Source organism: Hominenteromicrobium mulieris (assembly GCF_046197855.1).
GTDB classification, from domain to species: domain Bacteria; phylum Bacillota; class Clostridia; order Oscillospirales; family Acutalibacteraceae; genus Hominenteromicrobium; species Hominenteromicrobium mulieris.
Genome location: NZ_CP173188.1, coordinates 1,508,687 through 1,525,303, shown reverse-complemented (window position 1 = coordinate 1,525,303; position 16,617 = coordinate 1,508,687). Strand labels below are relative to the sequence as shown.

The 16,617-nt window shown below is 50.8% G+C and carries 19 protein-coding genes, 1 tRNA gene and 1 riboswitch; of the genes, 4 read left to right on the top strand and 16 right to left on the bottom strand.

What is annotated here, in order from left to right; all coding sequences use genetic code 11:
- Positions 1-311: 311 nt before the first annotated feature.
- From proC to queA, 5 genes are all read right to left on the bottom strand, one after another.
- The gene (proC, locus tag ACI0CA_RS07415; RefSeq protein WP_446806379.1) at positions 312-1,130 is read right to left on the bottom strand and encodes a pyrroline-5-carboxylate reductase; all 819 of its coding nucleotides are present in this window, start codon (positions 1,128-1,130) and stop codon (positions 312-314) included.
- Positions 1,131-1,339: 209 nt separating this feature from the next.
- Entirely contained in the window at positions 1,340-1,720 is a 381-nt protein-coding gene (locus tag ACI0CA_RS07410) for a TIGR04086 family membrane protein (protein WP_343284315.1), read from the bottom strand.
- 81 nt (positions 1,721-1,801) lie between these two features.
- Entirely contained in the window at positions 1,802-2,137 is a 336-nt protein-coding gene (yajC, locus tag ACI0CA_RS07405; protein ID WP_176820096.1) for a preprotein translocase subunit YajC, read from the bottom strand.
- A 117-nt stretch (positions 2,138-2,254) separates the two neighbouring features.
- Positions 2,255-3,385: a tRNA guanosine(34) transglycosylase Tgt gene (tgt, locus tag ACI0CA_RS07400; RefSeq protein ID WP_308448301.1), complete on the bottom strand. Its 1,131-nt coding sequence runs from the start codon at positions 3,383-3,385 to the stop codon at positions 2,255-2,257.
- Between the two features lie 22 nt (positions 3,386-3,407).
- Positions 3,408-4,460 (bottom strand): tRNA preQ1(34) S-adenosylmethionine ribosyltransferase-isomerase QueA, encoded by a 1,053-nt coding sequence (queA, locus tag ACI0CA_RS07395; RefSeq protein ID WP_446807076.1) that lies wholly within the window; start codon positions 4,458-4,460, stop codon positions 3,408-3,410.
- A 104-nt stretch (positions 4,461-4,564) separates the two neighbouring features.
- A riboswitch (Lysine riboswitch) is annotated at positions 4,565-4,744 on the top strand.
- A gap of 174 nt (positions 4,745-4,918) precedes the next feature.
- Between queA and asd the strand changes: the two genes are divergently transcribed.
- From asd to ACI0CA_RS07375, 4 genes are read left to right on the top strand one after another with little or no spacing between them, the layout of a single operon-like run.
- Positions 4,919-5,998, top strand: coding sequence for an aspartate-semialdehyde dehydrogenase (gene asd, locus ACI0CA_RS07390; protein ID WP_176820099.1), 1,080 nt, complete (start codon positions 4,919-4,921; stop codon positions 5,996-5,998).
- Positions 5,999-6,022: 24 nt separating this feature from the next.
- Entirely contained in the window at positions 6,023-6,913 is an 891-nt protein-coding gene (dapA, locus tag ACI0CA_RS07385; RefSeq protein ID WP_343284314.1) for a 4-hydroxy-tetrahydrodipicolinate synthase, read from the top strand.
- Positions 6,914-6,935: 22 nt separating this feature from the next.
- Positions 6,936-7,691 (top strand): 4-hydroxy-tetrahydrodipicolinate reductase, encoded by a 756-nt coding sequence (gene dapB / locus ACI0CA_RS07380; RefSeq protein ID WP_446806380.1) that lies wholly within the window; start codon positions 6,936-6,938, stop codon positions 7,689-7,691.
- 18 nt (positions 7,692-7,709) lie between these two features.
- A complete protein-coding gene (locus ACI0CA_RS07375; protein ID WP_176820102.1) occupies positions 7,710-8,171 on the top strand; it encodes an ACT domain-containing protein in 462 nt (153 codons plus the stop codon).
- A 576-nt stretch (positions 8,172-8,747) separates the two neighbouring features.
- On the opposite strand, the gene ACI0CA_RS07370 is transcribed toward ACI0CA_RS07375, so the two are convergent.
- The 11 genes from ACI0CA_RS07370 to ACI0CA_RS07320 all read right to left on the bottom strand — a co-directional run bounded on the left by ACI0CA_RS07370 (position 8,748) and on the right by ACI0CA_RS07320 (position 16,604).
- Entirely contained in the window at positions 8,748-9,605 is an 858-nt protein-coding gene (locus tag ACI0CA_RS07370) for a class I SAM-dependent methyltransferase (RefSeq protein ID WP_308448295.1), read from the bottom strand.
- A 120-nt stretch (positions 9,606-9,725) separates the two neighbouring features.
- A tRNA-Leu gene (locus ACI0CA_RS07365) sits at positions 9,726-9,808 on the bottom strand.
- Between the two features lie 109 nt (positions 9,809-9,917).
- On the bottom strand, positions 9,918-10,178 hold the full coding sequence (locus tag ACI0CA_RS07360; RefSeq protein ID WP_308448294.1) for a TIGR03905 family TSCPD domain-containing protein: 261 nt from the start codon (positions 10,176-10,178) through the stop codon (positions 9,918-9,920).
- 14 nt (positions 10,179-10,192) lie between these two features.
- Complete coding sequence (locus ACI0CA_RS07355; RefSeq protein ID WP_308448293.1) at positions 10,193-11,014, bottom strand: PHP domain-containing protein; 822 nt, start codon at positions 11,012-11,014, stop codon at positions 10,193-10,195.
- Positions 11,004-11,855 (bottom strand): ABC transporter permease subunit, encoded by an 852-nt coding sequence (locus ACI0CA_RS07350; RefSeq protein ID WP_308448292.1) that lies wholly within the window; start codon positions 11,853-11,855, stop codon positions 11,004-11,006. The genes ACI0CA_RS07355 and ACI0CA_RS07350 overlap by 11 nt, the downstream gene beginning before the upstream one ends.
- Positions 11,836-12,765, bottom strand: coding sequence for an ATP-binding cassette domain-containing protein (locus tag ACI0CA_RS07345; protein WP_343284310.1), 930 nt, complete (start codon positions 12,763-12,765; stop codon positions 11,836-11,838). Before ACI0CA_RS07345 ends, ACI0CA_RS07350 begins: the two co-directional genes overlap by 20 nt.
- 14 nt (positions 12,766-12,779) lie before the next feature.
- Positions 12,780-13,364, bottom strand: a complete 585-nt coding sequence (locus tag ACI0CA_RS07340) for an HD domain-containing protein (RefSeq protein ID WP_308448290.1) — start codon at positions 13,362-13,364, stop codon at positions 12,780-12,782.
- Positions 13,365-13,500: 136 nt separating this feature from the next.
- The gene (locus ACI0CA_RS07335; RefSeq protein WP_395506409.1) at positions 13,501-14,316 is read right to left on the bottom strand and encodes a metalloregulator ArsR/SmtB family transcription factor; all 816 of its coding nucleotides are present in this window, start codon (positions 14,314-14,316) and stop codon (positions 13,501-13,503) included.
- A 134-nt stretch (positions 14,317-14,450) separates the two neighbouring features.
- Complete coding sequence (locus ACI0CA_RS07330) at positions 14,451-15,335, bottom strand: YitT family protein (RefSeq protein ID WP_308448289.1); 885 nt, start codon at positions 15,333-15,335, stop codon at positions 14,451-14,453.
- Positions 15,336-15,456: 121 nt separating this feature from the next.
- Positions 15,457-15,720: a hypothetical protein gene (locus ACI0CA_RS07325; protein ID WP_412358451.1), complete on the bottom strand. Its 264-nt coding sequence runs from the start codon at positions 15,718-15,720 to the stop codon at positions 15,457-15,459.
- 44 nt (positions 15,721-15,764) lie between these two features.
- Positions 15,765-16,604: a sugar phosphate isomerase/epimerase family protein gene (locus tag ACI0CA_RS07320; protein ID WP_395506411.1), complete on the bottom strand. Its 840-nt coding sequence runs from the start codon at positions 16,602-16,604 to the stop codon at positions 15,765-15,767.
- Positions 16,605-16,617: the final 13 nt, after the last annotated feature.

Genomic DNA, 16,617 nt, shown 5'->3' with positions numbered 1-16,617 from the left:
AATAAAAAAATCGGCAATGCGTAAAAAAGCGAATCAAATAAAAATGCGGAAAATACAAACGGAAAGTCCGTTCCCGTTTCAAACGGCCCCCTAAACCACACAGAGCCGGAAACCGGCGCCATAGCTATTTGCGATGTCCGTGCAAATAAGCAACCGAACAAAAAGCCAAGCAGGAACAAAATGCGCAAAGCCATTAAAACAGATAAGCTACGTGGTTTTGCATATTTCGGCTTTGCTTCCATTTTTCGTTCACCACCTGTAAAAGATGGTCAATCTATATGTGAAGCGTCGCCGTGTTATGCCTTGCACACTCACATGGAAAGTTCTTCGGCGCGGTGCGTGCAGGCTTCAAACGAGCTGATCATCGCCTCATTAAAGCCCTGTTCTTTCAAGACATTCAGCAAAGCAAATGTTGTGCCGCCCTTTGACGTGACCATATCCATAAGCGCCTGTGGGTCTTTGCCGCTGTTTAAAAGCATATCGGCACTGCCTTTCATGGTCTGGCAGAACAGTGTAAGCGCGGTCTTCGGGTCAATGCCCTGCTGCGCTGCATAATCACAAGTGAGCTTTGCAAGCAGATACAAATACGCAGGCGAGCTGCCGCTGACCGCAATCACCGCATTCATCTGCGCTTCGTCAATCTCCTGCGTGACACCGCAGCAGGAGAAAGCGGAACGCACGCGCGCAAAATCCTCTTCCGACACATTGCTTGTCCGGCACAGCGCCGTAGCGCCCTCACCGAGCAGCAGCGGCGTGTTCGGCATGGCACGCACGTAGCGGCGGTCTGCGCCGAGCGCGTCCTGCAAATTCTTAAACGTTACGCCCGCAGCGATTGAAACGATGACAACGTCGTCTGCATTCTTCTTCGCAACGGTCGGCGTAATAACGCGCAGCACCTCCGGGAAAATCTGTGGCTTTACGCAAAGGAACACCGTATCACAAAGCTCGGCAACTTCTTCGGCAGAAGTACAGGCTACGCAACCGGATTCTGTAAAGCGCTGCATTTTTTCCGCGTGCGGATTGTACATATAAATATCCCCGACCGGGAAAGTGCCGGAAGATAAGATACCGCCAATAATCGCGGACGCCATGTTTCCTATGCCGATAAAGCCCAATTTGCCGTTTTTCATGATACGCCACCTCACTTCTGTCTTATATACTATAATACTTTTTAGCCAAATTTGCAAGAGCTTCCGTGAATATTTTTGCATCTGCACAAATTTATGTCTATAATCTTATGTAAACTTATGAATATGCAGTTCTGCTTTGCTACAAGCCGTTGTGAATAAATATGCAAAATCGTTCTTATACTCTTGATTAGCAGCTACAAAATTATGGCTTAAAATCTGATTTTTTCATCTCTATTCACGCCCATTACTCCACCGCATACGCTGCATATTACAAATATTACGCTCCGTATAACAAGAAGTACAATCCGCATATTTGCATACAGCATAACGCTTATCGCAACATAGAAAACTGCATAGAGCGTGCCAAGCACAAGGCCGTGCAGCAAGCCTTTTTCCCCCGCGAGGCGCGCCGCAAGGAAAGCGGAAGCAAAAACGGAAACGCCGCCGATCGCCGCCGCAGCCGTACCGAGTATAGGCTCGGACGGCAAAAAGCCGAGCTTTAAAATCATAAAGGCACAAACCGCGATCAGCACAGCCGAAAACAGCACAGAAAACAGGAGACCCAAAAACAGCTTCTTAAAATTCAGCATAGAAAAAGCCCCTTGAAATAAGTTTTGTTTCATACTTATTCCAAGGGGCTCAAAACTATTCGCTTTTAAACAGAGTGAAACTTACGCGTCTTCCTCGTGGATGGTATCGACGCTGCCGATCGCCCAACGCTTGATGCGCAGTCTTGCACGGTCGCTGCCGGTCTCGATGATAACGCTGTCGGTCTCATCCTTTACAGCGATGATTCTGCCGCAAATACCGCCGATGGTCGTGATCTCGTCGCCGACCTGTGCGTTCTTGCGCATTTCCGCTTCCTTCTTCTTCTTCTTGTTCTGCGGGCGGAAGAAGATGAAGTACATAGCCGCGATGATCGCACCGTAAACAAGGAGCATGATCAGCATGCTGGACATGTTGCCGCCGGCTGCTGCACCTGTCGTTGTCAAAACACTCAAATTCATGGTTTTCTTTCCTTTCTTTCATGGTGCGCTCCGTTCGACTGCAAAGCGGTCAATACACCCGTCACCAAATTAACTTTATACATTATAACAAAAGCCATTCGTGGTTGCAAGGATTTTCTAAATTCTTTTGTTAAATTTCTCTGAATACTCCTGATAAAATGCTTCAAACCGGTCTTCATCGAGCGCGTTACGAATGCGTTCCATCAAATTGTTGTAGAAATAAAGATTGTGCATAACCGTCAAGCGCATGGCAAGCATCTCCCCTGCTTTGAAAAGGTGGTGAATATAAGCGCGGGAAAACTTGCGGCAGACCGGGCAGTCGCAGGTCGGGTCGATCGGTTGATCGTCCAGCGTGTATTTCGCATTGAGCATATTGCGCACGCCTTCATTTGTAAATGCATGACCATGGCGTGCATTGCGGCTCGGCATCACGCAGTCGAACAGATCAACGCCGCGGTGCACCGCTTCCAGAATATTTGTCGGCGTGCCCACACCCATCAGGTAGCGGATCTTATCCTGCGGCATATGCTCTTCAACCGCTTCAATCACTTCATACATGACCTCTGCCGGCTCGCCGACCGCAAGGCCGCCAATAGCATAACCATCGAGCCCCAATTCCGCAATCTCCTTCATGTGGTTCACGCGCAGGTCGATGTATGTGCAACCCTGGTTGATGCCGAACAGCATTTGGTTCGGATTGATCGTATCCGGCAGCGCATTCAGTCTGTTCATCTCCGCCTTGCAGCGGCGCAGCCAGCGTGCTGTGCGTGCGCAGGAATTTTTCGCGTAGTCGTATTCCGCCGGGTTTTCCACGCATTCGTCAAACGCCATGGCGATGGTAGAACCGAGGTTGGACTGAATACGCATGCTTTCCTCCGGGCCCATGAAGATGCGATGGCCGTCGATGTGTGACGCAAACGTCACGCCTTCTTCTTTGATATTGCGCAGCTTCGCGAGAGAGAAAACCTGAAACCCGCCGCTGTCCGTCAGTACAGGGCCGTCCCAGCCGGTAAACTTGCGTACGCCGCCCATTTTGCGCACCACGTCATCGCCCGGGCGCAGATGCAGGTGGTACGTGTTGGAGAGCATCACTTGACATTTAATATCTTTAAGGTCGTAAGCAGAAACCGCACCCTTAATCGCCGCAGCCGTCGCGACGTTCATAAACGCCGGTGTCTGCACCGTACCGTGCACGGTTTGGAGCTCGCCGCGCCGCGCGTGGTTTTCTCTTTTGATAAGCTTGTACATGTAAAGAAAATTCCTTTCAAATTTATTTGATGAACATGGCGTCGCCGAAGCTGAAGAAGCGGTAGCGCTCCTTGACGGCAGTGTTATACGCATTCAAAATGTGTTCGCGGCCCGCAAGCGCGGAGACCAGCATGATGAGCGTACTTTCCGGCAAGTGGAAGTTCGTGATGAGCGCATCAAGGCCCTTAAATTCAAAGCCCGGATAGATAAAAATATCCGTCCAGTCATCGTCCTCGCAAATTTTGCCGCATTTCTTTGCGACAGATTCAATCGTGCGGCAGCTCGTAGTGCCGACAGCGATCACGCGTCCGCCGTTTTTCTTCGTCTCGTTGATGGCATCGGCAGTCTCTTTCGGCATGTGATAATGCTCGCTATGCATTTTGTGGTCGAGAATGTTATCCACGCTCACCGGGCGGAACGTGCCAAGGCCGACATGCAGTGTGACGAACACGACCTTCACGCCTTTTGAGCGAATTGCATCAAGCAGCTCCGGCGTAAAGTGCAGACCGGCCGTCGGCGCAGCGGCAGAACCTTCCTCTTTGGAATACACCGTCTGGTAGCGCTCTTTATCCTTGAGCTTTTCTTTAATATAGGGCGGCAGCGGCATCTGGCCAATCTTATCCAGCTCCGTGAAGAAGTTCGTGCCCTTGTCGTAATGGAAGCGGATCATGCGGTTGCCGTCGTCCTTCACTTCAATGACCTCGCAGGTCATGGAGCTGCCCTCGAACATGAACGATGTGCCGACCTTTGCACGCTTGCCCGGACCTGCAAGTGCTTCCCATACGTCGTCACCGCAATTTTTCAGAAGCAAAAATTCAACGTGCGCGCCGGTCTCGTTTTTAATGCCGTAAATACGCGCAGGCAAAACACGGGAATTGTTGAGTACAAGACAATCGCCCTCATTCAAATACTCCGTGATGTCGTGAAAATGCCTGTGCTCGATCTCACCGGTTGTTTTGTCCAACACCATCAGGCGCGAAGCGTCACGCGGTTCAATCGGCGTCTGGGCGATAAGTTCTTCCGGAAGCTCAAAATCAAAATCTTTTGTTTGTAAAGTCTGCGTATCCAAGTATATTCCTTCCAATCTGAATTAAAATAGCCGCATCCCCCAAATTACGCAGGATTATTCTAAGAATTTTTCATAAATAAATTGACAACAATCCGTATTCCATGTATTATAATAAGGATAGAGGCGCGGTTTGTAAAAGTATCCGCGGGTTTTGGCCCTCCACAGGCATCGGCCCGCAGAAAAAGGACACACCGCCGAAGATCTTAGCGCATGTGGTACGCTTGGATCTGGTTGCTGTGGCGAAAGCCCCGTAACTGTCATCTGCAATAGGATGGAGTGCTATCAGAGCTTTTCCGCAGGGAGACTTTCGTAAAAGCCTGTGCACATTCTATTATATTGTATGTATGACCGGATTTCAACCGGTTTTTTTTCGCTCAAAAATGAAATTTGACCTTAATTTTGTTTTTGAGCGTACATTTCATCATTTTTGAAAGGATGTCCTGCAAACAGGACGGGTGAAAGAAATGAAAAAGTATAATGTCGGTATCATTGGTTGCACAGGCATGGTCGGTCAGCGTTTTGCAACGCTCCTTGAAAACCATCCGTGGTTCAACGTGACCGCTCTTGCGGCCTCTTCCCGCTCCGCCGGTAAAACATATAAAAGCGTCGTAGAAAAGCGCTGGGCTATGAAAACGCCCATTCCCACAAGTATGGCGGATATGATCATCTTAGACGCTGTTGCAGATATGGACGAAGTCGTCTCCAAGGTCGATTTTGTATTCTGCGCCGTCGATATGAAAAAAGACGAAATCCGCGCCCTTGAAGAAGCTTATGCGAAAAAGGAGTGCCCGGTCGTCTCCAACAACAGCGCAAACCGCGGCGTCGAGGATGTGCCGATGGTTGTGCCGGAGATCAACGCCGACCACATTGAGATCATCAACGCACAGAGAAAGCGCCTTGGCACAAAGCGCGGCTTTATCGCCGTAAAGTCCAACTGCTCCCTTCAGAGCTACGTTCCGGCTATTCACCCCCTGATGGACCTCGGCGTCACGAAGGTGCTCGCCTGCACATATCAGGCCATCTCCGGCGCCGGCAAAACCTTTGAAACGTATCCCGATATTCTCGACAACGTCATCCCGTATATCGGCGGCGAGGAAGAAAAATCCGAGCAGGAACCGATGAAGCTGTGGGGCCACATTGAGGGCGATAAGATTGTCAACGCGACCACCCCGTCCATCACGGCACAGTGCTTCCGCGTGCCGGTTTCCGACGGCCATACGGCTGCGGTGTTCGTCTCCATGGAAAAGAAGGTCTCACCGGAGGAAATCATCCGCCGTTGGACAGAGTTCCGCGGCCCGGCACAGGAGCTCGAGCTGCCGAGCGCACCGAAGCAGTTCCTGCACTACTTTACGGAAGCAGACCGTCCGCAGGCAAAACTCGACCGTGAACTGGAGCATGGTATGGCCGTTTCCATCGGCAGACTGCGCCCGGATACCCAGTATGACTACAAGTTCGTTTGCCTTTCCCACAACACGCTGCGCGGCGCAGCAGGCGGCGGTGTTCTGCTTGCAGAGCTGCTCGCAAAGAAGGGCTATTTTGACTGATACCGTTCAGGAGGTATTTTTTAGATGAAAGAAACCATTTTTACCGGCGCAGCGGTGGCGCTTGTTACCCCGTTTAACCCGGATATGTCCGTAAACTACGAGGAGCTTGAAAAGCTCATCGAGTTTCAGATCACAAGCGGCACCGATGCCATTGTCACCTGCGGTACCACCGGCGAAGCGGCAACGCTCACCGATGAAGAGCACGTGAAGGTCATCGAGTTCACCGTAAACAAGGTTGCCGGCCGCGTGCCGGTCATCGCAGGCACCGGCAGCAATGATACCGCCTACGCCGTGGAGCTCTCCCAAAAAGCAGAAGCACTCGGTGCAAACGGCCTTCTGCTTGTCACGCCGTACTACAACAAGACTTCCCAGCGCGGCCTCGTTGCAAGCTTCAACCGCATTGCGGGCAGTGTAAAAATTCCGTGCATTGTGTATAATGTCCCGAGCCGCACCGGCCTCAACATTCTGCCGGAAACGTACTACGAGCTCTCGAAGACGCAGAACATCGTTGCCACAAAGGAAGCGAACCACGACATCTCTGCGCTCATCAAAACGCGTGAGCTTTGCGGTGATGACCTCACGGTTTACTCCGGTGAAGACACACAGACTTTGCCGATCGCGTCTCTCGGCGGCAAGGGCGTCATCTCTACGTTCTCCAACATCATGCCGAAAGAAATGCACGAGCTTGCCACCGCTTCCGTTGCGGGCGACCTCAAGACGGCGCAGGCACTCACGTTTAAGTATCTCGACCTCATGAACGCACTGTTCATGGACGTCAACCCAATCCCGGTAAAGCAGGCATTGAACCTGATGGGCTTCAACTGCGGCCACTGCCGCCTGCCGCTTGCCGATATGTCCGATGAGCAGATTGCAAAGCTGAAAGTCGAAATGGCAAAGCATCTGCAGCTCGCCTGATTAAGAAAGGAACGGACGTAAAATGACAAGGATTATTTTATGTGGCTGCTGCGGCAAAATGGGTCACTTCATCACGCAGCTTGTTTCCGAACGCACCGATTGCGAGATTGTTGCCGGCGTTGATCTGAACGTCAATGCACAGACTGCTTCCTATCCCGCTTACACCTCCATCGATCAGGTGACGGAAGCGACAGATGTTATCATCGACTTCTCCCACCCCTCCCTTTTGACGCCGATTTTGCACTACGCGGCGGAAAAGGGTGGCGTTCCGGCTGTGCTCTGCACCACGGGCTACACAGCAGAGCAGACTGCGGAGCTTACCAAAGCTTCCGAAACGCAGCCAATCTTCTATTCCCGCAACATGTCACTCGGCATTAACCTGATGCTAGAGCTTGCAAAAAAGGCGGCAAAGGTGCTCGGCGACCAGTTCGACATTGAGATCGTCGAAAAGCACCACAACCAGAAGATTGATGCGCCGAGCGGCACGGCTTTGATGCTTGCCGATGCGCTTGCTTCCGTGCGTGACGGCGAAACGCAGTATATGTACGATCGCCATGCACAGCGCAAAAAACGCGAAAAGAGCGAGATTGGCATTCACTCCGTGCGCGGCGGCACCATTGTCGGCGAGCATGAGGTGATCTTTGCGGGCAACAACGAGGTCATCACGCTCTCCCATTCCGCGCAGTCCAAAGAGCTGTTCGCGGTGGGCGCAGTAAACGCAGCGGTATTCATGAGCGGCAAAGGCCCCGGCCTTTACGACATGTCCGCTTTGGTTTAAGAAAGGATGGAACAGATCATGGGCACAACCGAAATCAGCACGGTCAGCAATATCACACTGGTCACCCTGCAAGGCAGCCCCGCCACCACAGGCTTTATGGCTGAGGTATTCGAGCGTATCGCGGAGCTCGATATCAACATCGATATGATCTCCATGCCCCCGAACCACGGTGCAAACGCCGGCCTTTCTTTTACCATTTCTGACCAAGACCTCATCGAGGTGCTGTCTTTTGCAAATACGCTCAAGACCGAGACCGGCATCAAGGTTATCGTCAGCAGCGTGAACCATAAAATCTCCGTCTATGACCCGCAGATGAAAAACACGCCGGGCATGGCAGCCAGAGTGTTCAGCGCCATCGCCGCAAGCGACGCCGACATCCGCCTCATCACGACTTCCGAAGTCGAGATCTCTCTCCTCGTCACGGAAGCGGACTACGACACCGTTTTGGAAGCCATCGAAGAAGCGGTCAACGCGAAATAATTTTTAGACAACTATAAATACGAAAACAGAAGGTCAAGTCTCTTATCCGGCTTGACCTTCTGTTTTTGATTTTTATGCTTTGTATTTTTGATTCAATTTCAGAGAATAAAGTTTATAAAGCGTATAAGCACTTTCATTTTTATTGTTATGAATCATGTTCACACATGGCTCAACGAGATCTTTATATACCTCGTTCCAGATTTCTTGGGCGTTCGATTTTTGATTGATGGCTTCAACGATACCCGGTGCTATTTCATAGTATTCTCTGATTTCCGCTTCGCCGTTCGGCCGATCGTGTCATATATATGGCATATTAAAACGAGTGAACACAAAAGCCAAAGCCTCTGAATACACTCGTTTTTATGGTGCGGGTAGCAGGGGTCGAACCTGTGACTTTGAATTAGGTTATGGGCAACTGTCGTTGCCTCATTGTATCGCAACGCCAAAACAATTCACCGGATTGTTTTGGCTGCGACAGATAACAGCCGCGTGTGGTTGTTGTGAGTGGTGGAACAGACTTGTACTCAATTTAAAGTGAAACATTATTGAGGACACACTCGTAAACCAACTTTTTGCTTACGGTTTTTCTGCTATCGCAAATATACCCGCACGTCTGAAACTGCCCATACCGTTTGGCATAACATATTTGTCGTAATAATCGCAGATTTCAAGAAATTTCTTGTCCATACTGATTTCATTGATTTTCTTATGCACTTCTTGAGCGGAATTCTGCCGATAAAGATGCAACAAATACAGATGCGTTAGACTACCAATGCTGCGACATTCCAAAACATTCATCCCGTTTTTGTTCAAAACATCCCTTAATTCATCAATATCATAGGCTTTTAATTCAGCAATGGATGTAAGTTCCTCAGCATTGTCGTAGTTCTCTTTGTTAAAGCAACCTGTTTCCATTATGTCCTTTACGGACGGGTGAATGTAGTGCAGTTTACTAAGACTATAGTTCAGCCATGTGACTGTCATACAACTTTTGCTAGAAACCGAAAGCATTACCTTTTTTCCGACTCTGCATATTTCAGCAATTACATCTTCTGCCTTGCTTCCAGAGAATGAAATTGCCCCGTCAAAACATAACACAAGGTCAAATTCATTATTCTCGAATACATCCAGACAACAAGCATTGTGCTTAATAAACTGAATGTTTGTTAAACCTATCGCTTTATCTTTTGCCGCCTTAATCATTTCATCAGATAAATCCAAATGTACTACATCAAAGCCCATTCTAGCCAAAGGTATGGAATAAGCTCCTGTTGCTGCTCCTACATCCAAAATTTTATGAACCCCTGATAAATGGCTTTGAATTGCCTTGAGCCTCAAAAGACGATTTATCATTTCATCGTCATAATCAACTTCTTCCGTTTTGGACATTTCATCCCAAAATTTCTCATATTCGGTCAATTTATTTTTATTCACTCCTTTAAGTTTGGTGATTAATTAAACTACAATTTATTGCCCTCATTATATCATTTAATAAAGCACTTAGCAAGATGACAAAAAGTCCGCCGTAATTCTATCAAAATTACGGCGGACTTATGGTGCGGGTAACAGGACTTGAACCTGCACACCGAAGTACCAGAACCTAAATCTGGCGCGTCTGCCAATTCCGCCATACCCGCATATTTTGTTGACTAAACTATTATACCGTATTCTGAGGAAAAATCAAGCCCAAACAGAGAAAAACCCGGAAAGAGTTTCTCTCCGGGTAATTTCTCTTGAGCAAATTACTTATGCCTTCTTCTGCTCTGCGAGCGCTTCTTCCAGTGCGAGCGCGAGCTGATCCGGGCAGGAGGTGTTCTTAAAGCCGCACTTGATGCCCTTGCAGCGCTTTACGTATTCGTCAACGGTCATACCGACCGCAAGCGCTGCCACGCCCTGCGTATTGCCGTTACAGCCGCCATCGAATTTCACGGAGCGGATAACGTCGCCGTCGAGCTCTACATGAATGCCTCTGGAACATACACCTTTCGGTGTGAAATCATACTTCATTTTGCATTTCCCTTTCATTCAGAAAATAATTTATCAAATTCGGATTCGGCCGTCGTGAACGTGCCGACCGGATTTTTCTTTGTCGTGTAAAAGCCGTGATAATCCGTGCCGCCGGTGACGGCAAGGTCATACTTTTCAGCTAAGCGCAACATTTCCGCTTTATCCTCCTCCGTGTTGCGCGGATGATAAACTTCAATGCCGCGGATGCGGTGGTTTCTGCACAGCTCGCGCAGAAGATCCATGCTGTGGTATTCGCTCGGGTGCGCCAAGACCGCGATGCCCTCTGCGGCGTCAACCGCATCCATCACGGTATCGATGTCGGGATAATCCACCTTCTCGTAGGCGATGCCCGTTTTGGAATCATAGAGCTTCTTAAAAACCTCGCCGAACATCTCACTCGCGTAGCCGGCGTCCATTAACGCCTGCAAAACGTGCTGCTTGTAGATATTCGTCGAGCCCTCCGCGCGGCGCAGAATCATCTCGCGCGGAATCGCATACAGGCGGCAGACTTTATCAACGGAGCGTAGCATCGCCGCATGGCGGCTGTCCGTCGTTTTTTGCAGCAGCGGCAGCAACACTTCGGGCTTCTTCGGCTTATAGCACAGGATATGCGCTTTGCCGTGACGCTTCGGGTCTGCAGCAGAAATTTCCACGCCGGGAATCACCGTCACGCCCGCTCCCCGCCCAAGCTCCAACGCGCATTCGCAGCCCGCCATGGTATCGTGGTCGGTGAGCGCGAACGTCGTCACGCCGCGGAGCGCAGCAAGCTGTATAAGCTCCTCAAGCGGCGTGGAGCCGTCCGAATATCTTGTGTGGCAGTGCAGGTCAATAGACATTGGTTTTCTCCTTTCGCGGCTTTTCCGGCGGACGCGTCAGCAGCTTTTCGGCTGTGAAGCGCCGGAACCCGAAGTTGAATAAACACAGGTCGATCCCAACGATGATCGCTGTCAAAACCAAAAGTGCAATACTGTTCAAGCGATACAGGCCCATAATCTGCCCGATGAAAATGAGCAAAATCGGCAGCACGATATAGCCGGAAATTTGAATGGATTCCGCTGTGGAGCGTGCTTTCACGGTCAGCATCGCAGCAAACGTAACGCCCAGCACCGTGATGGCCGGCGAGAGCAAAAACACCAGAACGAACCATGAAAGGTCAAAGAAAAACGGTGCTTTCAAAACCGTATCGCCGATAGCCGTGGCGACAAAGAACAGAATAAACGAAACCGCCGTGACAAGCCCGGAAGCCAAAACACTGCTTGCCGCCTTCACCTGCAAAAAGCGGCGCACGCTGAACGGCGCAAACAGAAGCGTTTCCATTGTGCCGTGTGCCCGCTCGCCCGCAAACGTGTACGAAGCCGTAATGATTGCCGATAAAAGCGGAATGAGCATAAACAGCATCGGCGAGATAAACGCCGTGAAAATGTAGAACATCTGCGCGCGCTCGTCCGTCCCCTGCGGAATGTTATCGAGCAGGTTTTTAAACTGCTCCACACCGGAGGATTCCGGTGAAACCATAGCGGAAACGAACAGGAACAAAAGTGGGAACGCCACCGCAAAAACGAGCGGCAGTGCGATGAGCAACGTCAAGATCAGCCTGCGGCGGCACAAAGCGGAAAGGTCCTTCATCATGAGTGCACGTTCCGCTTTGGAAAACAGCTTATAAAACAGCTTCTTCATGCGGTGTCTCCTCTCCCGGCTTTTTCACAAACGCGTAATAAACATCCTGCAATGTGGGCGTACACACGGATGCTTCGTAAATGCCGACATTCTCCCGCACAAGCCCGGAAATAAGCTCCGGCATATCGGCTTCGGATTTGATTGGTTTTTCCCACGCGCCATCATGCAGTGTGAAGTCCTCCGGCATCTTCTGCGTGTCGCTCACGCGGATCACCGCCATAGGCGTCAATTCAGAAGCGGCCGTAAGCATCGAAAGGTCGCCGCTCGCCCGTAAAAAGCCGTGCTCCAGCACCGCAAAGCTTGTGCAGATTTCCTCCGCGCTTTCAAGATGATCGGTGCAAAGCAGCACCGTGGCGCCGGTTTCCTTTGCGTAATCCGAAAGTGTGCGCAGCACCATTGCGTCCGATACCGCTTGCTCGCCGCCGGGCAAACCGTCCGAAAACACGATCTGCGGGCGATGCACAAGCGCACGCGCCAGCGATAGCCGGCGGCACATCTCTGTGGAAAACGTGTAGACCTTGCGGTCGCGCGCGTTCCAAAGGTCAAGCTTCTTCAAAAGCTGCGCCGCATGTGTACGGGCTTGCTCCTTGCGCATGCCATACATGGAAGCGAACATCAGCAGGTTTTCCAGAGCGCTCATGCTTCCAATACAGGCCGCCGTATCGGTAACGATACCGCTTTTCGCGCGCAGTTTGCGACTCTCTTTTACAGAAGAAAGTCCCAGCACTGTGCTGTCGCCGAGCGTCGGGCGCACAAGACCCGTTAAAAGGCGCAGCAGCGTCGTTTTGCCGGATCTCTCCGGGCCGAGGCAGCCGACGATCTCCCCGGCTTCCACTTCAAGGTCCACGCCATTTATCGCAATGATGTCGCCGTATTTTTTCGTTAAATTTGCAGTTTGTATCGCGATCATCTGCTCACCGCCTCTCAGCGCACATCGGAGGTGCCTTTTTCGCGCAGATAGGTTGATTCCAAATCAGCCATGTGCAGCTTCACAGCGAGCGGATAGCGGTCAAATGCCAGGCTGATGGCAAAGCTGCCGCCCTTCGCCGCGTCGTCAAAGCCACCCATGTGCCAGCGGATTGCCATGGCTTCCACAGGCTTTAGACGCATAAAACGCTCGATGAGGTAAACGGATTTTTCACCGTGACCGAACGGGAATGCATCGTCCACCGTGTAAAACGGACGCTTCTCCCACTGCCCGGTCTCGTCATTTTTCACGTTGCGCGTGGAGGTCTTATAAAACTGCGATTTGCACACGTCGTGCAGCAGCGCACATATCGCAAAGCTTTCTTCACTGTCGCCCTCGTCAAACCAACGCTCGCGCATCGCCTTGTAGACATTCAGGCTGTGCATCACAAGGCCGCTTTCGCAGGCACAGTGGAACTTTGTGCTTGCCGGCGCGGTGTAAAAATCGGTGGTATCCAGCCACGCCAAAAGCTTCTGCGAGCCCTCGCGCGTGATGTTCTGTGTATAAATGGAGATAAATTCCTCTCTGTACGGATTCGACATGCTTGTCCTCCCGTAGATAAATTTCAAACTCTGCGTATAGTATAACACAGAAATCACGTGTTTTCAAACAGTTTCGCGGTTTGTAAAGAAAAAGAAAGGTCATCGCAGCAAATGCCGAAATGACCCTTCCGGTAAATCAATGATTGCCCACGCAGCCGTGCTTATCTTCCCCGCAGCTATGGCTGCCGCAGTCATGACCGCCCTCGTGGTGATGGTGTGCACAGACGGTATCCGGGTTATAGAGCAGTGTGCCGTTCAGCAGCGAATTAACCGCCGCGTCCGCGCTGCCGGAAACACCGGGATACAACTCGATGCCCGCTTCTGCAAGCGCCGTGCGCGCACCGCCGCCGATGCCGCCGCAGATGAGCGCATTCACGCCGTGCTGCTTCAAAAAGCCAGCCAGTGCACCGTGGCCGCTGCCATTTGTGGGCGCGACCTCTGCATTTTTAACTTCGCCGTTCTCAATCTCATAGATCTTAAACGCTTCGGAATGGCCGAAATGCTGGAAAACCAGTCCGTTCTGATACGTTACCGCGATTTTCATGTTCATGCTTCCTTTCGAATCAAATATTCTATTTTCTGCTACGTGCAGAATATGCTCCGCCTGCGGCTGCGCCGCGTTTCGGCATTTGTCATATTCCGCACGGCTGCACCCGCCATGCTGCGGTGTGCAGGGCAACTGCTCTGCGGAAAACGCCATGCGAGAGAGCTGGCTGCTGAGTTCTTTAAGCGCCGCGCGATTGACGGTATAGTGCATGAAATAACCGCACTTTTCGCCGAAAATGAGCCCCGCTTCACGCAGAACTTTTAAATGCTGTGAAACCGCCGCTTCCGAAATATCCAGCTGTCTTGCCAGTGCGCGCACGCAACAGTTGCGGCGCAGCAAAAGGCGCAGCAGCAAAAGGCGGTTTTCATCTGCCAGTGCTTTGAACATCATAGCTGTTGACCCCATAGCGTCCTCCTGATTAAGTATTTGCTAAATTAAATTATAGCACGAATTTTAATTAAGTCAATACTAAATTAAATTTTCGCCTGTAAAAAAGCAGCACACCGAAACGATGCGCTGCCAAAAACTTTTATGTACGGTCATTCAACAGAACGGAAGCCCTTGCCGATGATCTCGCTCGTATTCGTGATGAACATAAATGCCTTTTTATCGACGGAACGGACATACGCGCGGAGCTTCACAGCTTCACCGCGTCTGCACGCAACCATGACGACCTTGCAACCCTCATGCGAATACGCGCCTGTGGCATCCACAATGGTCGAACTGCGGTTCATCTTGTGAATGATGTAATCGCAAATCTCCTCCGGGTGCGTGGTGACAATGGAGAAATATTTGCAGAGGTTAATACCTTCAATCACGGAATCGACCATGAACGCCTTGATAGCAAGACCGAGCAGCGAAAACAGGCCTGTGCGGATATCGAATACAAACATCGCGGAAAACGCGATGAGCGTATCGCTGACGAGCAGCGCTTTGCCGATATCAAGACTCGTGTACTTTTTGAGGATCATCGCAACAATATCCGTGCCGCCGCTCGAAGCGTTGCAGTTAAAGAGGATCGCCGAGCCGACCGCCGGCAGCATCATACCGTAGCACAGCTCGAGGAACGGCTGGTCGGTAAGCGGCTTAGAAAGCGGAACGAGCTTTTCAAGCAGCCACGTCAAAAACGAAAGCAGCATGCTACAATACACGGTAAGCACACCGAAACCGCGTCCCAAAATGATAAAACCGACGATGAGCAAGATGATATTGATAATCCACATGATACCCGCTGTGGAGAACGACGGAAAAATATGACCGAGCAGAATAGAGATACCGCTCACGCCGCCGGTGGAAAAATTATTCGGAAATTTAAAGAAATAAGTGCCGATGGCAAAAACAAAGGTGCCGAACGTGATGAGCATAAACGTCTTTAAATTCTGTTTTGTAAGCTTTTCCTTAACATTTTGAATCGGGTTATTCATACTGCGCCAACTTTCCTCATTACAGGCGAAGCGCCTGTTTTTAATCCGTTTGAGATTTTAACACAGCAAACACCAAAATTCAACAGGAAAGCATACAAATGAATAATTGATTTTCCCCCCGTCATTTTTTGCAAGTTGCGTCTTTCAAAACTTGCTTTACATATGTTTCGAGCGCGTTTTGATACGCCGGAAAACGTTCCCGAAGGGAAGCGGCAAACGCCACGGACTGTACGAAATCGCAGAATTTGTCATACGGCAGAAATTTGTAATCGATCGTTTCATTCGCCTGCAGCGTGATTGGGATATCCGCACTTTCAACCGTTGCGGCATACACGTAAAACACCGTTGGGCCATGCGTCAGACGCAGCAAAAAGTTATGATGCAAAAAGGAGAGCGGCCGAAACCGTTCTCCTTCTGTGCTTTTTAAAATCAAATCAGGCTGCGGATGTAATCTGCCGCCTTGCGGATATCGCCCTCGGGGTCGTCGCCGACTTCACGTTCGATCGTCAGGAAGCCCTTATAGCCGATGTCGTTCAGCGCCTTGAAGTACGCCGGGAAATCTACGTCGCCTTCGCCGAGCGGAAGCTCAATGAAGGAAGCGTCGTTCAGCATGTCGGATTCCTCCATGCCGTACAGGATCTCCGGGCTGACATAATGCAGACGCTTGCCGTCTTTTGCATGTGTGTGCACAATGTAATCCTTCAGCGTGTAGACCGCCTGCACCGGGTCGTCGCCCGTGACCATAACAAAGTTTGCCGGATCAAGGTTGACGGAAACACCCTTGGAATGGAGGCCGTCAAGGAACCCCTTCAGCGTCGTTGCAATCTCCGGGCCGGTCTCCACAGCGAAGTGTGCCTGCATGGAGTCTGCATACGCCGCAAGCTGGCCGCAAGCATCCTGCATGATTGCATAGCGCGGGTGGCTCGGGTCGTTCGGTACAACGCCGATATGCGTTGTGATCACATCGGTCTCGAGGTCCTTTGCAAGGTCTACGATGCGTTTGGATTTTTCAATGAGCTCCGGGTTCAGCTTCGGGTCGTTGAAGCCGTGGCCGAGGTCGCCGCACAGCGCAGAGATCGTCAGGCCGTGATCCTTCACGCGCTTCAAAAATTCGCGGCGTGCTTCTGCGTTCATATTCTCGGGCGACATTTCGCCTCTTGTTGCGTAAACCTGAATGCCGGTCGCGCCGACTGCAACAGCTTTATCGAGAGCCGTGAGCGTATCGGTGCGGAAGCCGTCCATCAGAACGCCGATAGAAAAGGGATACATAAGCAATTTCCTT

What these genes read in the sequence shown, in the direction of transcription:
- ACI0CA_RS07345 (WP_343284310.1), bottom strand. Translation starts at nt 12,765, where the DNA reads ATGATCGCGATACAAACTGCAAATTTAACGAAAAAATACGGCGACATC.
- ACI0CA_RS07410 (WP_343284315.1), bottom strand. Translation starts at nt 1,720, where the DNA reads ATGCTGAATTTTAAGAAGCTGTTTTTGGGTCTCCTGTTTTCTGTGCTG.
- yajC (WP_176820096.1), bottom strand. Translation starts at nt 2,137, where the DNA reads ATGAATTTGAGTGTTTTGACAACGACAGGTGCAGCAGCCGGCGGCAAC.
- tgt (WP_308448301.1), bottom strand. Translation starts at nt 3,385, where the DNA reads ATGTACAAGCTTATCAAAAGAGAAAACCACGCGCGGCGCGGCGAGCTC.
- proC (WP_446806379.1), bottom strand. Translation starts at nt 1,130, where the DNA reads ATGAAAAACGGCAAATTGGGCTTTATCGGCATAGGAAACATGGCGTCC.
- dapA (WP_343284314.1), top strand. Translation starts at nt 6,023, where the DNA reads ATGAAAGAAACCATTTTTACCGGCGCAGCGGTGGCGCTTGTTACCCCG.
- ACI0CA_RS07330 (WP_308448289.1), bottom strand. Translation starts at nt 15,335, where the DNA reads ATGAATAACCCGATTCAAAATGTTAAGGAAAAGCTTACAAAACAGAAT.
- ACI0CA_RS07375 (WP_176820102.1), top strand. Translation starts at nt 7,710, where the DNA reads ATGGGCACAACCGAAATCAGCACGGTCAGCAATATCACACTGGTCACC.
- ACI0CA_RS07335 (WP_395506409.1), bottom strand. Translation starts at nt 14,316, where the DNA reads ATGGGGTCAACAGCTATGATGTTCAAAGCACTGGCAGATGAAAACCGC.
- ACI0CA_RS07350 (WP_308448292.1), bottom strand. Translation starts at nt 11,855, where the DNA reads ATGAAGAAGCTGTTTTATAAGCTGTTTTCCAAAGCGGAACGTGCACTC.
- ACI0CA_RS07355 (WP_308448293.1), bottom strand. Translation starts at nt 11,014, where the DNA reads ATGTCTATTGACCTGCACTGCCACACAAGATATTCGGACGGCTCCACG.
- dapB (WP_446806380.1), top strand. Translation starts at nt 6,936, where the DNA reads ATGACAAGGATTATTTTATGTGGCTGCTGCGGCAAAATGGGTCACTTC.
- asd (WP_176820099.1), top strand. Translation starts at nt 4,919, where the DNA reads ATGAAAAAGTATAATGTCGGTATCATTGGTTGCACAGGCATGGTCGGT.
- ACI0CA_RS07320 (WP_395506411.1), bottom strand. Translation starts at nt 16,604, where the DNA reads ATGTATCCCTTTTCTATCGGCGTTCTGATGGACGGCTTCCGCACCGAT.
- ACI0CA_RS07360 (WP_308448294.1), bottom strand. Translation starts at nt 10,178, where the DNA reads ATGAAGTATGATTTCACACCGAAAGGTGTATGTTCCAGAGGCATTCAT.
- ACI0CA_RS07340 (WP_308448290.1), bottom strand. Translation starts at nt 13,364, where the DNA reads ATGTCGAATCCGTACAGAGAGGAATTTATCTCCATTTATACACAGAAC.